At 73.0% G+C, this 21,314-nt stretch carries 19 protein-coding genes and 2 pseudogenes; 13 read left to right on the top strand and 8 right to left on the bottom strand.

The annotated features are described in order from the left end of the window. Window positions 1–70: 70 nt before the first annotated feature. Window positions 71–586, top strand: a complete 516-nt coding sequence (locus tag VSR01_RS27390; RefSeq protein WP_442785556.1) for a TetR/AcrR family transcriptional regulator — start codon at window positions 71–73, stop codon at window positions 584–586. Between the two features lie 82 nt (window positions 587–668). Here VSR01_RS27390 and VSR01_RS27385 read toward each other — a convergent pair whose 3' ends face one another. Both VSR01_RS27385 and VSR01_RS27380 read right to left on the bottom strand, forming a co-directional pair. Continuing rightward, window positions 669–2,192, bottom strand: coding sequence for an MFS transporter (locus tag VSR01_RS27385; RefSeq protein WP_326451758.1), 1,524 nt, complete (start codon window positions 2,190–2,192; stop codon window positions 669–671). A 214-nt stretch (window positions 2,193–2,406) separates the two neighbouring features. After that, window positions 2,407–3,293, bottom strand: a pseudogene (locus VSR01_RS27380) (SDR family oxidoreductase). Between the two features lie 159 nt (window positions 3,294–3,452). Here VSR01_RS27380 and VSR01_RS27375 point away from each other — a divergent pair. Further along, window positions 3,453–4,046 (top strand): TetR/AcrR family transcriptional regulator, encoded by a 594-nt coding sequence (locus VSR01_RS27375; protein WP_326451757.1) that lies wholly within the window; start codon window positions 3,453–3,455, stop codon window positions 4,044–4,046. A 109-nt stretch (window positions 4,047–4,155) separates the two neighbouring features. After that, the gene (locus tag VSR01_RS27370; protein WP_326451756.1) at window positions 4,156–4,761 is read left to right on the top strand and encodes a GNAT family N-acetyltransferase; all 606 of its coding nucleotides are present in this window, start codon (window positions 4,156–4,158) and stop codon (window positions 4,759–4,761) included. Between the two features lie 70 nt (window positions 4,762–4,831). Here VSR01_RS27370 and VSR01_RS27365 read toward each other — a convergent pair whose 3' ends face one another. Continuing rightward, the gene (locus tag VSR01_RS27365; RefSeq protein WP_326453849.1) at window positions 4,832–5,383 is read right to left on the bottom strand and encodes a GNAT family N-acetyltransferase; all 552 of its coding nucleotides are present in this window, start codon (window positions 5,381–5,383) and stop codon (window positions 4,832–4,834) included. A gap of 50 nt (window positions 5,384–5,433) precedes the next feature. Between VSR01_RS27365 and VSR01_RS27360 the strand changes: the two genes are divergently transcribed. Beyond that, window positions 5,434–6,063, top strand: a complete 630-nt coding sequence (locus tag VSR01_RS27360) for a TetR/AcrR family transcriptional regulator (RefSeq protein WP_326451755.1) — start codon at window positions 5,434–5,436, stop codon at window positions 6,061–6,063. Window positions 6,064–6,303: 240 nt separating this feature from the next. Here VSR01_RS27360 and VSR01_RS27355 read toward each other — a convergent pair whose 3' ends face one another. The 3 genes from VSR01_RS27355 to VSR01_RS27345 form a co-directional block, all read right to left on the bottom strand. Beyond that, window positions 6,304–6,915, bottom strand: coding sequence for a DUF488 domain-containing protein (locus tag VSR01_RS27355; protein ID WP_326451754.1), 612 nt, complete (start codon window positions 6,913–6,915; stop codon window positions 6,304–6,306). Between the two features lie 119 nt (window positions 6,916–7,034). Beyond that, window positions 7,035–9,680 (bottom strand): PA14 domain-containing protein, encoded by a 2,646-nt coding sequence (locus VSR01_RS27350; protein WP_326451753.1) that lies wholly within the window; start codon window positions 9,678–9,680, stop codon window positions 7,035–7,037. A gap of 310 nt (window positions 9,681–9,990) precedes the next feature. Then, window positions 9,991–11,007: a LacI family DNA-binding transcriptional regulator gene (locus VSR01_RS27345; protein ID WP_326451752.1), complete on the bottom strand. Its 1,017-nt coding sequence runs from the start codon at window positions 11,005–11,007 to the stop codon at window positions 9,991–9,993. A gap of 352 nt (window positions 11,008–11,359) precedes the next feature. Between VSR01_RS27345 and VSR01_RS27340 the strand changes: the two genes are divergently transcribed. The 7 genes and pseudogenes from VSR01_RS27340 (at window position 11,360) to VSR01_RS27310 (ending at window position 16,988) form a co-directional block, all read left to right on the top strand. Continuing rightward, a complete protein-coding gene (locus VSR01_RS27340) occupies window positions 11,360–12,013 on the top strand; it encodes a cysteine dioxygenase (protein ID WP_326451751.1) in 654 nt (217 codons plus the stop codon). A 208-nt stretch (window positions 12,014–12,221) separates the two neighbouring features. After that, window positions 12,222–12,460, top strand: a pseudogene (locus VSR01_RS37965) (hypothetical protein). 5 nt (window positions 12,461–12,465) lie between these two features. Next, on the top strand, window positions 12,466–13,002 hold the full coding sequence (locus tag VSR01_RS27330) for a DUF6879 family protein (RefSeq protein WP_326451749.1): 537 nt from the start codon (window positions 12,466–12,468) through the stop codon (window positions 13,000–13,002). Beyond that, the gene (locus VSR01_RS27325) at window positions 12,999–13,841 is read left to right on the top strand and encodes a helix-turn-helix domain-containing protein (RefSeq protein WP_326451748.1); all 843 of its coding nucleotides are present in this window, start codon (window positions 12,999–13,001) and stop codon (window positions 13,839–13,841) included. The genes VSR01_RS27330 and VSR01_RS27325 overlap by 4 nt, the downstream gene beginning before the upstream one ends. 87 nt (window positions 13,842–13,928) lie before the next feature. Next, window positions 13,929–14,075, top strand: coding sequence for a hypothetical protein (locus VSR01_RS27320; RefSeq protein ID WP_326451747.1), 147 nt, complete (start codon window positions 13,929–13,931; stop codon window positions 14,073–14,075). Window positions 14,076–15,147: 1,072 nt separating this feature from the next. Then, window positions 15,148–16,017 carry a GNAT family N-acetyltransferase gene (locus VSR01_RS27315; protein ID WP_326451746.1) on the top strand — a complete coding sequence of 290 codons (870 nt, stop codon included), beginning with the start codon at window positions 15,148–15,150 and terminating at the stop codon, window positions 16,015–16,017. A gap of 203 nt (window positions 16,018–16,220) precedes the next feature. Further along, window positions 16,221–16,988 (top strand): DJ-1/PfpI family protein, encoded by a 768-nt coding sequence (locus VSR01_RS27310; RefSeq protein ID WP_326451745.1) that lies wholly within the window; start codon window positions 16,221–16,223, stop codon window positions 16,986–16,988. A gap of 215 nt (window positions 16,989–17,203) precedes the next feature. On the opposite strand, the gene VSR01_RS27305 is transcribed toward VSR01_RS27310, so the two are convergent. Next, the gene (locus VSR01_RS27305; protein WP_326451744.1) at window positions 17,204–18,634 is read right to left on the bottom strand and encodes an MFS transporter; all 1,431 of its coding nucleotides are present in this window, start codon (window positions 18,632–18,634) and stop codon (window positions 17,204–17,206) included. A gap of 203 nt (window positions 18,635–18,837) precedes the next feature. On the opposite strand from VSR01_RS27305, the gene VSR01_RS27300 reads away from it, so the two are divergent. Further along, entirely contained in the window at window positions 18,838–19,500 is a 663-nt protein-coding gene (locus VSR01_RS27300) for a winged helix-turn-helix transcriptional regulator (protein ID WP_326451743.1), read from the top strand. 97 nt (window positions 19,501–19,597) lie between these two features. After that, window positions 19,598–20,761, top strand: a complete 1,164-nt coding sequence (locus VSR01_RS27295; protein ID WP_326451742.1) for an epoxide hydrolase family protein — start codon at window positions 19,598–19,600, stop codon at window positions 20,759–20,761. Between the two features lie 156 nt (window positions 20,762–20,917). Here the strand turns inward: VSR01_RS27295 and VSR01_RS27290 are convergent, their stop codons facing one another. Next, window positions 20,918–21,223, bottom strand: a complete 306-nt coding sequence (locus tag VSR01_RS27290) for a hypothetical protein (RefSeq protein ID WP_326451741.1) — start codon at window positions 21,221–21,223, stop codon at window positions 20,918–20,920. Between the last annotated feature and the right edge of the window lie 91 nt (window positions 21,224–21,314).

Here is a 21,314-nt window from a genome sequence, read left to right as displayed (position 1 = left end):
CGGCCCCGCCGGCCGCAGACGAGCCGATGTCCGCCGCAACGAACAGGCCCTGCTGGACGCCGCGGCGGCCGTGTTCGTACGCGCCGGCGTCCACGCCCCCGTACGGGAGATCGCCGCCGAGTCAGGACTCGGCATGGGCACCATCTACCGTCACTTCCCCACCCGGGCGGACCTGGTGGTCGCCGTCTTCAAACACCAGGTCGACGCCCTTGCCGCCGCGTCCACGGACCCCGCGGACCCCGCCGCCGACCCGCCGTTCCAGGCGCTGCGGCAGTGGGTGCACCGCTTCGCCGACTTCCTGGTCACCAAACACGGCCTCGCCGAAGCCATGCACTCCGACCAGGCCGGCTTCGAGACCCTGCACAACGAGTTCGTCGAACGCCTCCTGCCCGTCCTCGACCGGCTGCTGACGGCGTCCGCCGCCACCGGCGCCACACGGCCCGACGTCCGCGCGTACGACCTCATGCTCGCCATCGGCAACCTGTGCATCGGAGTCGAGACCTTCCCCGACTACCACGCCCGCCAGATGATCGACCTGCTGCTCGCCGGCCTCACCCGCACCGACCCGGCCGCGCCGGCATCCTGACCACACCCGCGCCGACGCCGCGCCGACCCCGCGTCGAGCCCACCTCGACCCCGCGCCGGCCCCGCGCCGAGGCAGCCGTCGGCTACTCGCGGCCGGACCCCGCCCGCCGGGCGGCCCAGCTCATCTCCGCCACGACCAGCGCGCCCGCGGCGAGGACGATCAGCGCGACGGTCTTCAACGCGCCGTCGGCGCCCGCGGTGTAGGCGCTGACGACACCGCCGCGATGAGTCGGGGCCGCGGTGGCCAGAGCCTCGGCGACCGTGTGCGGGACGTGCCCGTCCACGACGGCGTCCGGGGCCCTGCCCGGCAGCGCGTGCACGAACCGCGAGGTGAGCAGCGTGCCGACGAGAGCGACTCCCAGTGCGCTCCCCAACTCCCGTGTCGTGGCCTGGAGTCCTCCCGCGACGCCGGCCTGCTCCCGGGGCAGCGCGACGGCGATCACCGCGGTCAGCGCCGGCAGGGCCAGGGCCGCGCCGGACCCGAGGACGACGAGCCAGACGGCGTAGACGGGATAGCTCTCGTCGAGGGCCGTCGCCGAGCCGGCGATCCCGGCGCCGACCAGGAGGAACGCGACCGCCAGCACCCGGCGGTCGCCGAAGCGCGCGACCAGGCCGGGCACGTACCGGGAGCCTGCCAGCAGGGGGATGGTCAGCGGGACGACGCCGAGGCCGGTCTGCAGGACGGAGAACCCACGGCTGTACTGCATGAGCGAGGCGTTGAGGAAGAAGAAGCCGAACATCCCGAAGAAGACCACGAGCATGCCCAGGCACGCGGCGCGCAGCGCGGGCACCGCGAACAGCCGCGGGTCCAGCAGGGGGCGCCGCGCGCGCAGCCCGCCGAGGACCCACAGGCCGTACAGCAGGCAGGAGACGGCGAACGCGCCGATCACGAACGCGCTCCCCCAGCCCTGCTCGGGCCCCTGGATGATGCCGAGCAGCAGCGCCAGGGTGGCGAGCGTCAGGGCCCCCGCCGCGGGCAGGTCGAGGCCCCGGTCGTGCCGGGGGCTGCGCGGCGCCGCCACCGCCGCCCAGCCCGCGCACCCGACCGCCGCCGCCGCGGCGACCGCGAAGAGCAGCCGCCATGATCCGGCGGAGAGCACCGCGCCCCCGCCCAGATTGCCGACCGCGCCCCCCACGCCCGACATCGAGGCCCAGACGGCGATCGCACGCGGACGCCGGGCCGGCTCGGTCGCGTGGATCAGCACGGCCAGCGCGTTCGGCAGGACGCACGCGGCGCCCACGCCGGTGACCGCCCGGCCGGCCAGCATCACCGCGACGTCCGGGGCCGCCGCGGAGACGGCCGCGCCCAGGGCGAAGAGCAGCAGGCCGCCGAGCAGCACCCCCTTGCGACCGAGCCGGTCGCCGAGCGCGCCGGCCGGGACCACGAGGCACCCGAAGAGGACCACGTAGGCGTCCACGATCCACAGCAGCTGTGCGGACGAGGGACGCAGGGCGCTCGCGGCGAGTTCGGGCACCGCCAGATTGATCGAGGCGACGAATCCGACGACGAGGAGGGTGCACAGGCACACGCATGCCTGCACCGTTCCCCCTCGGAGCCGGGTCCCGCCGGTCGAGGTGGGCGCGGCGGGCGTGGACAGGGAGGACATGGGGTCTCCGGGCGGGGTCTGGATCGACGGGAGGGGTGGGTGCGCCGAGCTGGAGCGGCCCGGGCGGAACGGGCGGCCCGGGCCGGACGAGCAGCCCGGGCGGGACGAGCGGCCCGGACGAGACGAGCAGCCCGGGCGGGACGGGCGGCCCGGGCGGCCCGGGCGGGACGGCGGGCCAGGGGAACCGGCCCGCCCGGGCGGACGCGTCGCCGGCTCAGGCGCCGGCGTAGGCGCCGTTCTCGATGTCCTCGACCAGGGTCGGCCCGACGGGCGTCCAGGACAGCGCCGCGCGGGTGAGGGCGCTGGGGGCGGTCATGGTCATGGCGAAGAAGCCGCCGACGAACCCGAAATGCGCGCCCGCGTCCTCGGGGTCGACCGAGACGGTCGGGACGCGCAGGTACCGCCCCACGGCCTCCGCGATCACCCGGGTGGGGACGGCCTCCTCGGCGACCGCGTGCAGGCGTGTGCCGGCGGGCGCGGACTCCAGGCCGAGCCGCAGGAGCCGGGCCGCGTCCGTGCGGTGCACCGCCGACCAGGCCGTGGAGCCGTCGCCGACGTAGCCGGAGACGCCCTGCTTGCGGGCGGCCGCGACCAGGAAGTTCACGAACCCCCAGTCGCCCGGGCCGTGGACGCTCGGCGCGAAGCGGCCGATGACCGTCCGCACGCCCCGGTCGGCGTACTCCAGCGCCAGGTTCTCGCTGCCGCCCCGGTCCGAGTCCGGTCCTACGGCGGGCGAGGCGTCGGTCTCCAGCGCCGTGCGCCCCTTGACGAGGCTGGCCGCGACCAGCAGCGGCCGGTCGGTGCCGGCCAGCGCCTCGGCGAGGGTGTGCACCGACCGGCGCTCGACCCGGTCCGACTCCGCCGGGTCACCCCAGTCGTGCTTATTGGCCAGGTGTACGACCGCGTCGGCGTCCGCCGCGCCCCGGCGCAGGGACCCCGGATCGTCCAGATCCCCGCGCAGGACGCCGGCCCCTTCGAGGCCAGTGCCCGGGCGGACTTCTCGGACCGGGCGAGGCCCACCACCTGGTGGCCTGACGTCATCAGCTCATCGACGAGGGCGGACCCGATCCAGCCGGTTGCTCCGGTGACGAACACGCGCATCCGCGTGCCTCCTGATCTGTTCTAGGGCTGCCGACGGACGGTCGGCACGGACGACAGGCGCCTCGACCCGCCCGGCGCGAGGGGCCGGACCCGGGTTTCGAGTCACCGTGTCCACAAACCTAACAGATACGAGACACGGTGTCCATGTATGATTCCGGCATGGAGAAGGAGCAGGGCAGAAGCGGTCGTCCGCGCAGCGAGCGGGCGCGCGTGGCGGTCCTGCACGCCGTCGACGACCTGCTGGTCGAGGTGGGCTACGCGGGCATGACCATGAAGGGCATCGCCGAGCGCGCGCAGGTGTCCCGTCAGACCGTCTACCGCTGGTGGTCCACCACCGCCGAGATCCTCCTGGAGGCCAGCGCGGGGGACGCCGCCGAGGAGCTCGCGGTCGAGCCCTCCGACGACCCCGTCCAGGACCTGACGGCGTTCCTGGAGGCACTCGCCCGTTTCCTGGCCCACTCGCCGGCCGGGATCGCCTACCGGGCGCTCGTGGGCGAAGCCCAGCACGACTCGGGCGTCGCCGCTCTCCTGGCGGCCGAGGACGTCCTCGGGAACAGCGCCCGGGCCGTGGTGGAGCGCGCGCTCGGGCCCGGCCCCGCGGTCCCCGTCGACCAGGCCACCGCCCTGCTGGTCGGACCCGTCTTCTTCTGGATCCTCAGCGGACGCGACCCCGAGCGGTTCGCGCCGCGCGAGCACGCCGAGGCGTTCATGCGCGAGGTCCACGCCGGAGGGCACGGACGCGCCGGGCGATGACGAGCGACTCCCGGGTAGCGTCACGCGGTCGATGCCGGCGACGCGAGCGGGGATGATCGTCGAAGGCCGCGGGGCGCGGTCGTGGGCCGCGGACGCGTAGGGTGCCGCCATGGATGATGCGGGCGGGGACGCGCAACAGGCGCCGGAGACCATCGCGACGGAACGGCTGGTGCTGCGGCCCGCCGAGGCCCGCGACCGCGCGGGGTTCGTCGAGCTGTTCGCGTCGCCCGAGGTGGGGACGTACGTCGGCGGGGCCCGCGACCGGGCGGAGCTGGAGCGCACGATGCCCGCGGCGCCGCGGCGGCGCTCCGGGTTCTTCGTGGTCGCCCTGGACGGCGCGATGATCGGCATGGTCACCCTCGACCGGCGCGACGCCGCGCGTCCCGGGCACCTCCGCCCCGACGGCGGCGAGGCCGAGCTGGGCTACATGTTCCTGCCGCACGCGTGGGGGCACGGCTACGCGGCCGAGGCGTGCGCGGCGGCGCTCGACTGGTTCGCCGCGGCGCACCCGGGCGAGCCGGTGGTGCTGTGCACCCAGACCGCCAACGCCCGCTCGATGCGCCTGGCCGCGCGGCTCGGCTTCACCGAGGTGGAACGCTTCGAGGAGTACGACGCCGAGCAGTGGTTCGGCGTACGGCGCCCGGACGCCGACGCCGGCGCCGCGCCGTCCCGCCTGCGCCCGGTCCCCGCGCCCGACGCCGGCCCCGTCGCCTGAGCAAGGGCGCCGCGGCTCTGGCCGGCGGCTCGCCGCCGTCCCGGTACGCCGCCGCCCGCCGCGCCGCGGCTCAGTGCTCGCGCGCCCGCCAGTCGCGCGCGAGCACCGCCCACAGCTGCTTGTCGTAGCGGGCCCCCTGGTACGGCCACGCCTCGCGCAGCACGCCCTCGAGCGTCATGCCGAGCCGCTCGGAGACGGCCGAGCTGCGCGGGTTGTCGGCGCGGCAGCGCCACTCGGCGCGGGCCAGGCCGCGCTCGGTGAGCGCCCAGTCCAGCAGCGCGGCGCAGGCCCGCGTGATCAGGCCGCGCCCCTCGGCGGCGGGCTCCAGCCAGCAGCCCAGCTCGCAGGCGCCCAGCGCGGTCGAGAACTCGGTGAACATCACCCCGCCGACCAGCGCGCCGTCCTGTCGGACGCCGTAGATGCGGGCGCCGTCGCGGGCCTGCCGCTCGGCGTACCGCGCCAGCGTGGCCCGGGCGCCCTCCACGTCGGCGGTGACGAAGGCCGGCCCGACCCAGGGACGGATGTGCTCGCGGGCCCGGTCCATGTGGCCGGCGAACTCCTCGGCGTGCGAGATCTCCAGCGGCACGAGGACCGCGCCGTCGCCCAGCGGCAGCGAGAACATCATGACCTCCGATATACGTAACAAATGTTGTGTGAATGTAGGGTGGGAGTATGCCACGCACCAAGGGGGATCACGAAGCGCGCAGGCGCGAGGTCTCCGAGGCCGTCTGGCAGGTGATGGCCACGCGCGGCTTCACCGGCCTGACGCTGCGCGCCGTGGCCGCCGAGATGGGCGCGAGCACCGGCCTGTTGACGCACTATTTCCCCAGCAAGCGGTCCCTGGTGGAGTACGCGCTCGGGCTGCTGGAGGAGCGCACCCTCGGCCGCCCGCGCCGGGCGGCGGCCCCCGGCCTCGCCGCGTTCCGCGCCGCCCTGCTCGATGTGCTGCCGCTGGCCGCGCAGGCCGTGGTCAGCAACCGGATCTGGGTGTCGTCCTGGGACGCGGCGCTGTCCGACGAGGCGATGCGCGAGGACTACGCGGACAAGTACGCCCGCAGCCGCGACCGGCTGAGCGCCCACGCGGCGGCGGCGCAGGAGCGGGGCGACCTCCCGCCCGGCAGCCCGGCCGACCTGGCGGCGGGCGCGCAGGCGTTCGTCCTCGGCCTGGTGGTCCAGGCGCTGTTGGACCCGGCCGCCTTCCCGCCGCGCCGCCAGGTCGAGCTGCTCGACGGCTACCTCGCCGGCCTCGCGGCGCGGCCCCCGGCCGGCCCGCCCGCCGACGAGGGGTCCGTGCCGGCCTGACCTCGGGCGACGGCCCCGCAACGACGCGCCGGCCTGACCCCGGGCGCCTGCCCTGCCACCACGCGCCGGCCGACCTTGGGCGCCTGCCCTGCCACCACGCCCCGGCCGACCTCGGGCGCCTGCCCGGCTCCGGCATCGGACGGGATCGCCGGCCGGTGAGGCGACCGGCCCTGCCGCGGCTGACCGGTCCGGTGGCGGGCGGCCGGTGAGGTGACGCCCGCCCGCTGCCGCCGCCGCGGGTCACCGCGCGGCGGCCGCGGCGGTGTCGTCGTAGACCAGCAGGCCGTCCTCGCGCAGGCGTACGCCCGCGGTGGGGCGGTGGCCGGCGAGCCGGCCGTCCGGCATCAGGTGCAGGACCGGCGTCCCGCGGGCCAGCAGCACGAAGTCGGCGATGATCCTGCGGTGGCAGCGCCACCACACCGACTCGCTGCACATCACCGCCGTCCGGCGGGCCGCGGCCTCCGGCAGCAGGCGGTCCACCGCGGCGGCGAAGCGTGGGTCGCGGGTGTAGCCGGCGTAGCCCCGGAAGGACTCGTTGCGCCACACGACGTCCGGCGCGTCGGGCTCGGCGCGGCGGAATCCGCCGAGGTCCTTCTCCCAGCGGTAGCCGATGCCGTGCTCCGGCAGCCACTCCCCCAGCCGCTCCCGGCCCACGTCGGGGTTGCGCCGGCTGCCGGGCGCGGTGCGGACGTCCACGACGGCGGCGACCCCCGCGCCGAGCAGCAGCCCGGCGAGCCGCTCGCGGTCGGCGGTGCCGTGCCCGACGGTGAGCAGCGGGGGCGCGGGCGTGTCCGCGCCGTCCGCGCCGTCCACGTCGTCCACGCCGTCGGCGCCGTCCCGGTGACCGGCCATGCCCCCATGGTCGGACGCCGCGGCCGGCTCCGCACGCGGACGGGGCGGGGCGCGGATGCGGAGAGCCGGTGGGCCGGAGCGGTCGCTCCGGCCCACCGGCTCCTTCACCGGTCAGCGGCTCACTGCCCCGCGGACGCGCCCGCCGCGATGAGGCGGCGGTTGATGTCGCGGACCGGGCCGGGCTCGACCTTGAGCACCTCGCGGTCGTAGGTGATCAGGCCGTTCAACTCGCCCTCGACGTCGCTGAGCTGCGTGAAGACCGAGCCGGACAGGTTGCCGGCCGCCGCGGACAGCAGCTGGCTGGTGTTGTCGACGTAGTCCTGGGTCAGCTCCGCGATGGTCGAGGCGTCGCCGCCGTAGTTCTGGCCGCCGGAGACGCCCAGGATGTGGCCGGGGACGTACAGCGAGTACCCGCCGTGCTCACCGTCCACCGCGGCCCGGGTCGCGTCCGGGGACGGGAACGCGGGACCGTGGTAGACGTGGTAGTCGATCAGGTCACCGCGACCCGAATCGCCCTTGGACGCGCAGCAGTTGACGCCGGAAGCCGGGTCGACCAGACGGCTGGGGTCCTGCTGCTTGACCGCGTCGGCCAGTGCGCCCGTGGCCTCCTTGGTCTTCTCGCCCCAGCCCTCGTTGGTCATCGTCCAGATGACGATCGACGGGGTGCTGATGTGCTGGTCGACGATCTCGTGCACCTGGTCGGTGAACGCCTTGTCGCTCGCGGCGGTCGCGTCCGGGCCGGCGTTGCGGCTCGGCATGTCCTGCCAGACCATCAGGCCGAGCTTGTCCGCCCAGTAGTACCAGCGGGCCGGCTCCACCTTGATGTGCTTGCGCACCGCGTTGAAGCCGAGCTGCTTGTGCAGCTCCAGGTCGGACTTCAGCGCCTGGTCGGTCGGCGCGGTGTAGATGCCGTCGGGCCAGAAGCCCTGGTCGAGGGTGGCCAGCACATAGGTGGGCTTGCCGTTCAGCTCGATCTTGTTGACCCCGCCGACCTTGCCGACGGAGATCGACCGCATGCCGAAGTACGAGCCGACCGTGTCGTGCGAACGGCCGTTGGACAGCGTCACCTTGAGGTTGTAGAGGAACGGGCTGTCCGGGCTCCACAGCTTGGGGTTCCTCAGCTTCAGCTTCAGCGCGGCGCCTGCGGTGCCGGTGACCGTGCCGACCGGCTTGTGGCCGTCGTAGGCGGTCGCGGTGACCTTGGACCAGGCGGGCGTGCCGGCGGCCGGGCGCGCGGTGACCGACAGCGTGTCGTCGGCCAGGTTCGGCGTCAGCACCAGGGAGTCGATGCTGGCCTCGGGCACCGGCTCCAGCCACACGGTCTGCCAGATGCCGGAGGTCGGCGTGTACCAGATGCCGCTGGGGCTGCGGGACTGCTTGCCGGTGGGCGTCTGGTCGTCGGTGGTGTCCTTCACCTTCAGCAGCAGCGTCTGCGGGCCGCGCCGGGTGAGGGCGTCGGTGACGTCGGCGCTGAACGCCTCGTAGCCGCCGACGTGGTGGGCGACCTGCTGGCCGTTGACGTAGACCCAGGTCTCGTAGTCCACCGCGCCGAAGTTCAGCCGCAGCCGGTCGCCGTTGCCGACCCGCCAGTTCGCGGGGACGGTGAAGGTCCGCTGGAACAGCGACCAGTCGTGGTGCTCGGCCACGCCGGACAGCTGGGACTCCATCGGGTACGGCACCAGGATTTTGCCGGTCAGCTTGCCGGTGGGCAGCGGGGCGTTCTCGTCGGTGGCCTGGAACTGCCAGGTCCCGTTGAGGTTGCTCCAGTCGGACCGGGTCAGCTGCGGGCGCGGGTAGTCGGGCAGCGGGTGGCTGGTGTCGACGTCCTTGGCGTACTTGCTGGCGAAGTACCAGGTGGAGTCGTTCTTCGCCAGGCCGGACAGCAGCGGGACGGTCCCGGCGGAGGTGGCGAGACCGCCGGCGCCGTCGTAGCTGACCCGCACGTCGGAGCCGCGCGAGGCCGCGATGTCGTCGGCGCCCGCGGTCAGCACCAGCTGCGAGGAGTCCTTGGGGTTCAGCGCGACGGCGGGCGTCCACCGGCTGGTGCCGGCGATGACCGCGAGGTGCTTGGTCAGGTCCGCCGGCAGCGACGCGACCGTGCCGGGCAGTTGCACGGTGGCGGTCCTGCCGGTCGTGTCCACCACGGCGTCCACGCTCGGCTCGGTGAAGCCGGCAGGCAGGTGCAGCGCGGAGTCGGGGATCTTCTCGCGGCTGATGCCGGGGCCCGACCACTCGGTGGTGATGTAGGCGCCGCCGTTGCCCTGGTTGTAGTCGAAGGACAGGTCGTGCAGGCCCGCGGTGAGCGTGATCGGCGCGGAGGTGGTCTGCACGTCCCAGTCGGTGGTCCAGTGGTCGATCACGCTGGACCCGTCGAGCGACATCCGGAAGCCGTTGTCGCCCTTGATGTAGAACGTGTAGGTGCCCCCGGTCGGCACGTCGAGCCGGCCCGTCCAGTGGGCGGCGACGTTCAGCGTGGAGCCCGCGTACGTACGCAGGGTCGGCAGCAGGTCCGGGACGTTCAGCGACGGCTCGATGCCGGTGCTGCTGTACTGGGCGAAGTCCAGCGACGTGTCGTTCGTGCTGAGGTAGTAGTCCCCTCGCAGGCCCTGGTCAAAGGCGCCTGCGGCAGTCGGCGCCGCGGAGCCGCCCGCCGCCGCGGAGGCGGCTCCCACCGCGGCCGGGCTCAGCAGCGCCGCGCCCATCAGCAGCGGCACGAGGGCGGTCAGTCGGCGTCGGTTCGTGGTGCGGAATCTGCCTGGTCTCACTGCGGATACACCTCTCCGTGGGGAGAACTCGGCGTCCAGGAAGGGGCGATGGCATGACATCGTTGTTTGCAACGTTAGAAAACCCTGGACCGGGGAGCATGAAACCAGGAGCCTCCGGCGGCGTCCACCCTTCGCGCAAAGATTGTGGAAAATCGCGTCGCCTCACGGGTGGTTGCTCATACGAGCGGGGCGATCACCTGGGCGCGGCGGCACGGGACCGCTCGCCGCCGACGGCCCGTCAGGCGGTGCCACCTCGCCCGGACGCGGCGGCCGAGAGCGTTTTCATCGTTATAAACGCGGGGCGGAGACCTCACGGCCCGGCGGGGCGCGGCCGGCTGACCGAGCCGCGCGGCTGCGCCTGCGGCGGCAGCACCTTGCGGCGGCTGCGGCGGCCCGAGGAGATGGCCTTGACGGTGCGTTCGACCACGAGGTCGACCAGCAGGTCCACCGGCCAGCGGTAGGTGGACAGCGGCGGGGTCAGCAGCCGGGACAGCGGGTGGTCGTCGTAGCCGACCACCGAGACGTCGTCCGGCACCACGAGGTCCAGCGCGCGGGCGCCCGCGTAGACGCCGTAGGCCATCGAGTCGGCCATGCACAGGAAGGCGGTCGGCGGGTCGGCGCCGGTCAGCACCGAGCGGGCGACGGCCGCGGCGCCGTCCAGGTCGTGCGGGGAGCGGTGCAGCGTGACCCGCAGGCCCAGCCGGCGGGCCACCCGGCCGGCCACCACCTCGGCGGGCCGGTCGGGGGTGGTCAGGCCCCCCGGCGTCATGACGGCGATGCGGCGGTGGCCGAAGTCGGCGAGCCGGTGCAGCGCGTCGGTGATCCCGGCGTCGTTGTCGAAGACGACCTCGGCGTGCGCGGAGGCGCCGGGCAGGCCGTCGCCGATGGACACCAGGACGGTCCGCCGGGCCACCTCCACCCAGTGCGCGGCGGCCGGGTCGACGGGCAGCACGATCAGGGCGTCCACCCGCTGGTCGGCCAGCTGCCAGGCCAACTCGGCCTCCAGCACCGGGTCGTTGGAGGCGTCGACGATCAGCGCGTGCCGGCCGGCGCCGAGCAGGCGGCGGCCCAGCGCGGCGGCGGTGCCCTGCTGCCATACGTCGGTGAGGGAGCGGCAGAGCACGCCGATGTAGTCGGTGCGGCCCGAGGCGAGCGCGCGGGCGATGGGATCGGCTTGGTAGCCGAGGCGTTCGGCGGCCTCGCGGACCCGCGCCTGCGTCTCGGGCGGCACCTGGATGCCGCGCAGCGCGTAGGACACCGTGGCCATGGACAGCCCGGTCTCCTCCGCGACATCGCGCTGGGTGACCCGCTGGGGACGATTGGGCACCCGACCACTGTAGTGGGCGGCGCGGACAGCGGGCGGGGCCGCGCGCGGGACCGGCCGGGGGTCGGCCGGGAACCCGCCGGGGTCGGCCGGAGACCCGCCGGGGACCGGCCCTGGACCCGCCGGGGACCGGCCGGGGAAGGGCCCGGGACCCGCCGGGGAGGGACCCGGGAGCGGCCCGGGACCGGCCGGGGGACCCGGGGGGAACCCGAGAGCGACCCGGGCGGGACCCGAGGGCGACCCTGAACGGAGCTCTGGGCGGCACCTTGGGCGGGCGCGGCCGGCTCTTGACCGGCGGCCGGGTGAAGCGCTTCACTGAAGCGCATCAGTGAGGCGCTTCAGTAGGAGGTTCCGCATGATCGCTCCGTTGTCTCCGCAGACCCCGTCGCCGCTGTCGTCCGCGCCGGCGGCGCCTTCCGCGCCGTCCGCGCCGGCGGCGCCGACGGCCTCGGCCGAGGACCGGGAGGCCGCTCCGGTGCTGGGGGCGCGGCCGTTCGAGCGGGTGGCCGCGTCGGTGACGCTGGACTCGCTGCCGGGGCGCGTCCTGGACCGGCGGGAGCTGCGCGGGCTGGCCCGCGCGGTGGCCGCCGACCGGGAGCTGTGGCAGCGGCACGTCGCCTTCGACGACGACAACCGCCACTACGTCTGCCTGCACCGCGACGCCCACGTGGACGTGTGGCTGCTGTGCTGGACCCCGCGCAACGACACCGGCTGGCACGACCACGACATCTCCTGCGGCGCGGTGGCGGTCGCCGACGGCACGCTGGTGGAGCACAACCTCGCCGTCGGCCGGCCGAGCCTGGCCACCGAGGTCCACGCCGGGCAGGTGTACTGCTTCGGCCCCGACCACATCCACCGGATCACCGGCCGCGCCGCCGCGAGCGTCTCGGTGCACGCGTACTCGCCGCCGCTGGGCCGGATGGGCCAGTACACGGTCAGCCGCACCGGCATCCTGCGCCGCACCTCGGTCTCCTACGCGGACGAGCTGCGCGCCCTGGACGGCGTGTAGAGCACGCGCCTGGCGTCGTGGCCTAACCTCTCTCCGTGACCGAGCCGCTCGCCCGAGACGGGGCGGAGAGGGGAGTCACTCCCGGGGGCTGGTTGCGCGCAACGCGTTCGCGGCGGGTCGACTCGCGCAATCCGTCGCAATCGCTGTGCGGGCGTGCGCGATCCGAAGCATCCTGGGTCTCTCATCCGCCGGAACGGGAGGCGAACGGATGACGCTCAGGTTCATCGGTACGACGTCGGAGCACGGCAACTGCCCCACGTTGTACGAGGTGGTCGAGACGGGCGAGATCCTCGTGCAGGGCGAGAGAGAGAGACGGACCCCGAGCATCTCGCTCAACTCCGGGACGTGAAGCCGGGCGAGACGTTCGTGCGCGTGCCGCGGGAGATGCTCGCGCGGTTCGCGCTGCGGGATGTCGCACCGGATGCCGGGCAGCAGGCGAAGGAGTAGCGCGGGTGCCTGATCTGGTCTCATTCAACGAGATCGCCCATCTGTTCACAGAGTTCGAGCACACGGCGTGGCGGTTGGAGACGCGTCGCGGCTATGCGTCGGACCGGGAGGGGCAGCGGTTCAAGGCGTTCATGAGGGGGGTGCTCCCGGAGGTGGAGCCGCGGCACCCCTGGAACGCCAACGTGAGGGTGCAGACGGCGGCGGGCAAGCGGTTCTCACGGGTACGGGTCATCGACGAACCGCCGACGGACGGGCAGCGGTTCCTCATGGCGACCGCGCTCGGCAACGTCGAGGCCGGGGAGGACATTTGCGTGTTGCCTCGGTCCGAGGCGAAGCGGCTGGAACTGCCGGACTTCGACCTGTGGTTGTTCGACTCCCGGGTGTTGGTCCGCTTCCACATCGACGACACCGACACGACGGTCGGCGTCGAGGTGACCGAGGACCCCGCCGAGGTACTTGCGGCGTGTCAGGCCCGGGATGCCGCCTGGCATTTCGCGGCGCCTACTGCGCAGGCGTGGGCGCAGGTACGTTCGTCTGCGTGAGCACCGACTTTCAGACGGCCCGTGAGGCGCTCGGAGCGCGGCTGCGTGAGCTGCGCGCCGAGGCCGGGTTCGACGGGAAGGGCGTTGCCGAGGTGCTCGGATGGCAGCGGTCGAAGGTGTCGCGGCTGGAGAACGGGAAGCAGACGGCGACGCCTGCGGATCTCGACGCGTGGGCCGCGGCCGTGGGGGCGCCGGCCGCGGCCGCCGACTTGAAGAGTCGGCTTCGAGGGTTGGAGTCGCAGCATCGTTCGTGGCGGCGGCAGCTCTCGTCCGGGCACCGGAGTGTGCAGGATCGGTACGTTGCCGAGTACCGGCGTACGTCCACGGTGCGCGGCTACGAGGCGACTGTCGTACCGAGGTTGTTCCAGACGCCGGAGTACGCCCGGCATCTGCTCGTGGGGAATGCCGAGTTGATGCAGTCGCCGCGGGACACGGACGAGGCTGTTCGGTCGCGTATGAAGCGGCAAGAGGTGTTGTACGAGCGGGGGAAGACGTTCCGGGTCCTGATCTGGGAAGGCGTGCTTCACGCCATGGTGTGTCCGCGTGACGTGATGGCCGGGCAGCTCGACCGGCTCGTCGGGCTGATCGGCATGAGCACGGTCGCGCTCGGCATCGTGCCGTTCGGGGTGCAGCTCAAGCTCAGCCCGAAACACGGGTTCTGGGTGTTCGACGAGAAGCGCGTCGTCGTCGAGACGATCAACACGGAGTACACGTTGGAGTCGGCCGAGGACATCGCCCTGTACGCGCGGGCGTGGGACGGGCTCGACGAGGGCGCGGTGTACGGGGCGCCGGCGCATCGGCTCATCGCTCGCGCGCGGGCGTCGCTCGACCTCGCGTGAGCAATCCGCCCCAACACTGAGACGGGCTCGCACAATCCGGCGCAATCGGCGCGCGGGCGGTCAGTCGGAGTCCCTACGGTCCCGGCCATGGCCACATGGGACACGCAGTATGCCGACTCGCCCGGCAAGGGCTGCGGCGCCTGCGACGCGGTCGGTGAGATCTACTGCCGCGCCAGCTCCCATCAGGCGGTACGCGTCCCGGCACGCTTCTCGGTCCGGAAGGAGGGCCACTGATGGCCCACGCTCTGATCGCTTCCCCATTCCTTGACGGGCACCTGCTCCTCAAGCCCGGCGCCAGGGCAGGGGCTTGCATCCCTGCCGACCACTACCAACAGCTCCGGCACGCTGCTGCGGCTGACCAGGTCGTGCCGGGCTGGGTGTCCGACACCGCATGGACGAGCTGGGGCGTGAACGTGGCCGGGCTGCCCACACAAGGCACCATCTTGGTCCGTGATCCGTCTCCGTACGGCTACTGCCGGGCATCCTGGGAGATCAATTTCGGCTGCAACTTCGGCTGCAAGCACTGCTACCTCGGCGAACGCCCCTTCTCCGGCCTCCCGCGGGAGGGCAAGGTGCGGCTGCTGAACATCATGCGCGAGGCCGGTGTCCTCTGGCTCCAGATCACCGGCGGCGAACCGACCATGGACCCGCATTTCCAGGACGCCTACAAGTACCTGGCTCTGCGGGATGATGCTCACCATCTCGACCAACGGCTCGCTGCTGCACGGGAGGCCGGCCTGCCCTTGCGCATCAACGTCGTGGTGACCGAAGACAACGCGGACGAGGCCGACGCGATGGCTGCGCTCGCCAATGAGTGGGACGTCGAGAACCACGCGTACACGAACATGACGCCCACCATCCACGGTGGCGGGGAACCGCTCCTCGCCCAGTCGTCCGAGCACCTGCGGCAGCGCAAGCCGTTCGCCGGGTGCAACGCCGGCCACACCTTCTTCCACGCCGACCCTCACGCCAAGGTCTCGATCTGCAAGGTCGGCCGCGAGGACCAGATCGACCTCATGGCCGAAGGCGTCGAAGGACTACGACGGCTCGGCACGATCGCAGACCGACTCATGCTTCGCACCGGAGGGTGCGAGGGCTGCGCCCTGTCCGGGCCGCCCAGCAGTGCCCGCCGCGTCGCGCCCCCGGTGGCCTCGGCCGCCGTGACGCTCGTCGCGGACCTGGACGACGTCGTCGAGAGCGCGGAATGTTCCTGCGACGCCGGTGACGACAACCCGCACGAGGCCGCGCTCCGGCCCGTCCTGTCGACGGGCCGGAGCGCCTTCACGTACTGCGCGAAGGTGCCCGCATGTTCTTCCGCTGGGAATGGCTGCGCCCCGTGCTCACCGCACCGGTCGTCCCCACCCTCGGCCCCGTCCACCCGCACGCCGCGACCGTCGACCTCTTCGAGGCCACCCTCGTCGCGGCAGCCGCAGACCGGCACTTTCTGCCGTACGACAAGGACCGCCGCTGGGGTCCGGAGAAGCAGGAGGCCGTCCTTGCCGGGGACGTGGTGCACCAGCGCGATCAGACGCTCATTCCCACCCTGTCGACACGTGGCCGGGGGGTGGTGAAGGTCTTCGCCTACGGCCACCGTGGAGACGTCCTCGACCAGGCCGCCGAACTCGCCGCGAAAATCGCCGTCGGCCACGGAGCTGCCACGGCCCGCGTCGTCAGGCCACTGGGCCCGGAGACACCGCGCCCACGCGGCGTCCGCATCCAGCTCCAGGACTTCACAGTGCGGCGCTGCCCGGCACCAGACGGTCCCGTGCGCCCACTCGACGACTGGCCCGCCCCCGTACGCCGAACCTTCGGCACCTTCGCCCACGCCATGGCAGCAGACGGATTCGCCTTCCTCGACCGGCAGATGCATGCCGGACGTTGCGGACCAGTCCTCACCACCGTCCTGGGCAACCGCGTGGTCGGTGCCATCGGGCCCATGGAGATCCGCCCCGACCCCACAGGGGCAGCCCAACTGATGCCGCAGTACTTCGCCGTTCTCCCCGACGCGCGGGGCCGCAGGCTGGGCCGCCTGCTGTGGCGCGCCGCCATGCACTGGGGCCAGACGCACAGCGCGGCCTACCAGTTGCTCCAGACCGAGATCGGCGGCGCGTCGGACCGGATCTGCCGGAGCGAGGGGCTGGCCGGCCTTGGTTTCATCAGTTCTCGTACGGCGTGAGGCTGCCGCACGGGTGGGTGGAGGTGGCTGCGTGGCGCCGGCTTCCGCTCTGCTTCGGAATGTCCGAGTCGGCCGCGCACCGCCGCTCCGGGCGCCGCGTGGCGGGAAAGTTGCGGAACGGGTCGGCAGGGGCGCTCGTGCCGGGGCCGGCGGGCCCGCACGATGGACGGGCACCTCCCCGGAGCGAAGTGGAGACCGAACCCATGCCCCTGGCCGCCCCCGACACCCGTCTGCGGATCGGTTCGCTGCTCTATGAAGGGCTCGACCAGATCGACCTCACCGGGCCGTACGAGATCCTGTCGCGCCTGCCGAACACCACCTGCCGCACCTACGGGACCACGCTCGAACCGGTCCGCGACGTGAACGGGCTGCGGCTGGCCGCGGACGAGCTGATCGAGGACGCGCCGCAGCTCGACGTGCTGCAGGTGCCCGGCGGGTTCGGGCAGGAGGCGCTGATGGAGGACGAGCGGGTGCTGTCCTGGCTGCGCTCGCAGGCGGCCGGCGCCACGGCGGTGCTGTCGGTGTGCACCGGCGCGCTGCTGTGCGGGGCGGCCGGCCTGCTCCGGGGCCGCCGCGCGACCACCCACTGGGCGGCCCACCACCTGCTGCCGTTCTTCGGCGCGACGCCGGTGGACGAGCGGGTCGTGGTCGACGGCACGCTGTACTCCTCCAGCGGTGTGACCGCCGGGATCGACGGCGCCCTGCTGCTGGCGGCGGAGCTGCGCGGGGCGAAGGCCGCGCAGCGGATCCAGCTCGCCGTCGAGTACGCGCCCGAGCCGCCGTTCGACGCCGGCACCCCGCGGACCGCGCCGGCCGACGTCCTCGCGGAGGTACGGGCCGTGGTCGCCGCCCGCACCGTCCAGCGCGAGCTCACCGCCCGCCGCGTCGCCGCGCGCCTCGGCGTCACCGCCGCCCCGGCCGGGGACGGCCCGCGGGACGCGCGGGAGGACCCGCGGGACGCGCGGGCCTGACGCGTCCGACCTGACGCACCCGTCCGGACGCACCCGGTCCGACGCACCCGCGCTGACGCACTCGGCCTGACGCGCCCGGCCCGACGCGCCCCCGGACGACAGAAACAGAAGTCGCGGCCCCCCGGTCGCCGTGTGGGGGGCACGGGACCGGGAGGCCGCGGGGAGGGTGGGAGCCCGTCAGCCGGGGAAGGACGGGCTCCCACGGGAGGGGTGGGTCAGTTGCCGGCGCCCGCGCCGGTCGTGGTGGAGACCGGCGGGGCCGGCTGCTGCGGGGCGGCGGGCGGGGCGGGCTTGCGGCCGGCCATGCCGAGGCCGACGATCGCGCCGGCGCCGGAGACGATGGTCGCGCCGACCATGGCCGCGGTGAAGCCGTCGGTGAACGCCTTCGGCGACGCGAAGCTGCCGTGGCCGGCGAAGACCGCGGTGATGATCGCGATGCCGAACACACCGCCCAGGATGCGCAGCATGGTGATGGCGCCGGACGCCTGGCCGATCTCCTGCGGCTTGACCGCGCCGATCACGGACTTCTGCGCGGCGGGCATCGCCATCGACAGGCCGCAGCCGCTGATGATGAGCGGCAGGACCATCTCGGCGTAGTTCAGGTCGGGCGAGACGATCGCGGCGAGCCAGCCGAGCCCGATGGTGTTGAGCGTCAGGCCGGTGACCATGAAGCGCCGCTCGCCGAGCTTGTCGACCAGGTTGCCCGCGATCGGGCCGCAGACCATCAGCGTCGCGGTCCAGGGCATCACCCGCAGGCCGGCCGCCAGCGGGCCGTAGCCCAGGGCGTTCTGCAGGTACTGGGTGATCAGGAAGAGCGTGCCGTACATCGAGGCGTACAGCGCGAAGTTGGAGAAGTTCGCGGTGGTGAAGGTGCGGATCTTGAAGAAGCGCATCGGGAGCATCGCGGTCTTGGCGCGCGAGCTGTAGACCACGAACACCGCGCTGACCACGACGCCGGCGATCAGCGTGCCGATCACCTCGCCGCTGCCCCAGCCCGCGTCGTTGCCGCGGACCAGCGCCCAGACGATGCCGAGCGCGCCGATGGTGACGAGGAAGACGCCGGGCAGGTCGAAGCGGATGTTGGGGCCGGTGCTCTCACCGAGCTTGGCCAGCACCAGGGCGATCGCGACGGCGCCGATCGGGACGTTGACCCAGAAGATCCACTGCCAGTCCAGGCCCTGCGAGACGGCGCCGCCGATGAACGGGCCGGAGAAGACCGCGAGGCCGGTCAGACCACTGAACAGACCCAGCGCCTTGCCGCGCACCTGGGGCGGGAACGCCACGCTCACCTGGGTGAGGGCCAGCGGCAGCACGATCGCGGCTCCGGCGCCCTGCACCGCGCGGAAGGCGATCAGGGGGCCGATGCTGGTGGACAGCGCGCAGGCCGCGGAGGCCAGGGTGAACAGCGCCAGGCCGCCGACGAACATCCGCCGCCGGCCGAACTTGTCGCCGAGCGCCGCGCCGCTGAGCAGCAGCACCGCGAAGGTGAGGCTGTACGCGTTCACCGTCCACTCGAGCGAGGCGAGGGACGCGTGCAGGTCCTTGTGGATCGTGCTGAGCGCTGTGGTCACCACCAGCGAGTCCAGCGCCACCATGAACGAGCCCAGCGAGGCCAGGCCAAGTACCCATTTCTGTGTTGTGGTCATCCCCGATGCCGGGGCTGCCGTCGGCGCACCTGCGGCCATGGCTCCTCCAGGAGCTGTAGTGACTTACTAGCAGTTCCTTGCACTCTAGTCGGTCTTACTCCTAAAGTACAACTAGCTGCTCTTGAGGTGTAACCTGTTGCCGATGGACCACGCGGTCCAGCCCCTCAGCAGGGGCTCCACCTCTCGGCCGGGAGTTGATCGACATGGCGACGAAGCGCACGTACTCCGACGGATGCGGCATCGCGCGGGCGCTCGATCTGATCGGGGAGCGCTGGGCTCTGATCGTGGTGCGGGAGCTGCTCCTCGGCCCGAAGCGCTTCACCGACCTGCACAGCGGCATGCCGGGAGTCAGCCCCAACGTGCTGGCGCTGCGCCTGCGCGAGCTGGAGGACTCCGGCCTGGTGCGCCGCCGCAAGCTGGGTCCGCCGGCCGGTTCCCGGGTGTACGAGCTGACCGAGTGGGGCCAGGAGCTGGAGCAGGTGCTGCTGGACCTCGGCCGCTGGGGCGCCAGGTCGCCGATCGCCAGCGAGCCCTACCGCAGCGTGGACTCGCTGATGCTCTGGCAGCGCTCGCTGTTCGACGCCGAGGTCGGCGGCGACCTGCGGGCGACCTACGAGTTCACCGTCGGCGACGACGCCTTCACCGTGCGGGTGGCCGACGGCGAGCTGGAGGTGGAGCGCGGCACGGCCGCGCGCCCGGACGCGTCGATGGAGAGCGACCTGGAGACGCTGACCGCGGTGCTCAAGGGCCGGCGGCCGGTGGCCGAGGCGACCGCCAGCGGCGATCTGCGGCTGACCGGCGACACCGGCGTGGTGGACCGGCTGATCCGCGCGCTGAAGCCGCAGCGGCCGGTGGCCGTCGCCTGAGCCGCGGTGACGATCTCCGCAAGCACCGAGTAGCGGCAGGGGACCCCGAGAGGCGGAAATCGTAAGACCATCCGCGAACACCCGAAAGGTGCCGCACGTGATCCCCTTCCGCATCGACATTCCCGAGTCCGCCCTCGACGACCTGCGCGAACGGCTGGCGGGAACGCGCTGGCCCGCGGAGATCCCCGGTTCGGGCTGGAGCCGCGGCGTCCCCCTGGACTATCTGAAGGACCTGGCCGCCTACTGGAAGGACGGCTACGACTGGCGGGCCGCCGAGGCGCGGCTGAACACCTTCCCGCAGTTCACCACCGAGATCGACGGCACGCGCGTGCACTTCCTGCATGTGCGCTCGCCGGAGCCGGACGCCAAGCCGTTGATCATCACCCACGGCTGGCCCGGCTCCTTCGTCGAGTTCCTGGACGTCATCGGCCCGCTGACCGACCCGCGGGCGCACGGCGGCGACCCGGCCGACGCCTTCCACGTGGTGATCCCCTCGATCCCCGGCTTCGGCTTCTCCGGTCCGGTCCCCGAGGCCGGCTGGGGCGTGCACCGCATCGCCGACGCGTGGGACACCCTGATGACCGAGCTGGGCTACGAGCGCTACGTCGCGCAGGGCGGCGACGTCGGCGCGGTGATCGCCGTCGAGCTGGCCAGGACCCACCCGGACCACGTGGCGGGCGTGCACGTCAACATGATGATCACGGTCCCGTCCGGCGACCCGGCCGAGATGGCCTCGCTGACCGAGCAGGACGGCGCGCGGCTGGCCCGACTGGCCCAGTACGACGCGGAGTTCTCCGGCTACATGAAGATCCAGACCACCCGGCCGCAGACCCTCGCCTACGGTCTGACCGACTCGCCGGTGGGCCAGCTCGCCTGGATCATCGAGAAGTTCAAGGACTGGACCGACCCGTCGACGCCGCTGCCCGAGGACGCGGTCGACCGCGACCTGCTGCTCACCAATGTGATGCTCTACTGGCTGACCGGGACCGCGGGCTCCTCCGCGAACCTTTACTTCGAGGGCGCCGAGCTGATCAAGATGATCTTCACCCGGTCCGGGAACCCGCCGGCGCTGACCGTGCCGCTGGGCGTCGCGATCTTCCCGCACGACATCTTCGTGGGCATCAGGAAGTTCGCCGAGCGGGACAACGCCACCATCACGCACTGGACCGAGTTCGAGTCCGGCGGGCACTTCGCCTCGCTGGAGCGGCCCGCGCAGTTCGTCGGCGACGTCCGGACCTTCGGCCGGTCGCTCAAGCTCTGACCCTCCGGCACCGGTCCCGGGGCCCCGGCCCCGGGACTTCCGCTTCCGGGGCTCGCGGCCCCGAGAAAAGCTCCGGTGGTGCCGGCGGATGCGGCCGTCTCCGCATCCGTCTGCACCACCGGTGTCAGTTCCCCGGCCGCCACGGCGGCCGGATCGTCACTCGCTCAGGAACTTGTAGGAGCCCACCACGTGGGCCGCGCCGCGGCTCGGCTTGCCGGCCAGCCGCTCGCCCAGACCCTTCTGGAACGCCTGGAACGCGGCCAGCTGCGGCAGCGGGTCGGCGTCGCCCTCCGTGGACACGATGTGCACGAAGGTCACGCCGTCGTCCAGCCGGAAAGTGGCGTAGCGCAGGCCTTCCGGCTGCGTTTCGGCCAGTTCGGCGAAAACCTGCTCGACGACACGCTGGTTCTCGTCGGCGGCCTCGGGCTTGGTTTCGTAACGAATGACCGCGGTCTTGCCCATGAATTTCCTCCAATGACGGACGATACGCCGGACCGTTGGCATTTCGAACACGTAGCCTGTCCTCAACCGGACAGGCTACGTGGGTATTTCA

The organism is Actinacidiphila sp. DG2A-62 (assembly GCF_035825295.1).
Classification (GTDB): domain Bacteria; phylum Actinomycetota; class Actinomycetes; order Streptomycetales; family Streptomycetaceae; genus Actinacidiphila.
This window is presented reverse-complemented; position numbering and strand designations above follow the sequence as displayed.

What these genes read in the sequence shown, in the direction of transcription:
- VSR01_RS27385 (WP_326451758.1), bottom strand. Translation starts at nt 2,192, where the DNA reads ATGTCCTCCCTGTCCACGCCCGCCGCGCCCACCTCGACCGGCGGGACC.
- VSR01_RS27375 (WP_326451757.1), top strand. Translation starts at nt 3,453, where the DNA reads ATGGAGAAGGAGCAGGGCAGAAGCGGTCGTCCGCGCAGCGAGCGGGCG.
- VSR01_RS27370 (WP_326451756.1), top strand. Translation starts at nt 4,156, where the DNA reads ATGGATGATGCGGGCGGGGACGCGCAACAGGCGCCGGAGACCATCGCG.
- VSR01_RS27365 (WP_326453849.1), bottom strand. Translation starts at nt 5,383, where the DNA reads ATGTTCTCGCTGCCGCTGGGCGACGGCGCGGTCCTCGTGCCGCTGGAG.
- VSR01_RS27360 (WP_326451755.1), top strand. Translation starts at nt 5,434, where the DNA reads ATGCCACGCACCAAGGGGGATCACGAAGCGCGCAGGCGCGAGGTCTCC.
- VSR01_RS27355 (WP_326451754.1), bottom strand. Translation starts at nt 6,915, where the DNA reads ATGGCCGGTCACCGGGACGGCGCCGACGGCGTGGACGACGTGGACGGC.
- VSR01_RS27340 (WP_326451751.1), top strand. Translation starts at nt 11,360, where the DNA reads ATGATCGCTCCGTTGTCTCCGCAGACCCCGTCGCCGCTGTCGTCCGCG.
- VSR01_RS27320 (WP_326451747.1), top strand. Translation starts at nt 13,929, where the DNA reads ATGGCCACATGGGACACGCAGTATGCCGACTCGCCCGGCAAGGGCTGC.
- VSR01_RS27315 (WP_326451746.1), top strand. Translation starts at nt 15,148, where the DNA reads ATGTTCTTCCGCTGGGAATGGCTGCGCCCCGTGCTCACCGCACCGGTC.
- VSR01_RS27310 (WP_326451745.1), top strand. Translation starts at nt 16,221, where the DNA reads ATGCCCCTGGCCGCCCCCGACACCCGTCTGCGGATCGGTTCGCTGCTC.
- VSR01_RS27305 (WP_326451744.1), bottom strand. Translation starts at nt 18,634, where the DNA reads ATGACCACAACACAGAAATGGGTACTTGGCCTGGCCTCGCTGGGCTCG.
- VSR01_RS27300 (WP_326451743.1), top strand. Translation starts at nt 18,838, where the DNA reads ATGGCGACGAAGCGCACGTACTCCGACGGATGCGGCATCGCGCGGGCG.
- VSR01_RS27290 (WP_326451741.1), bottom strand. Translation starts at nt 21,223, where the DNA reads ATGGGCAAGACCGCGGTCATTCGTTACGAAACCAAGCCCGAGGCCGCC.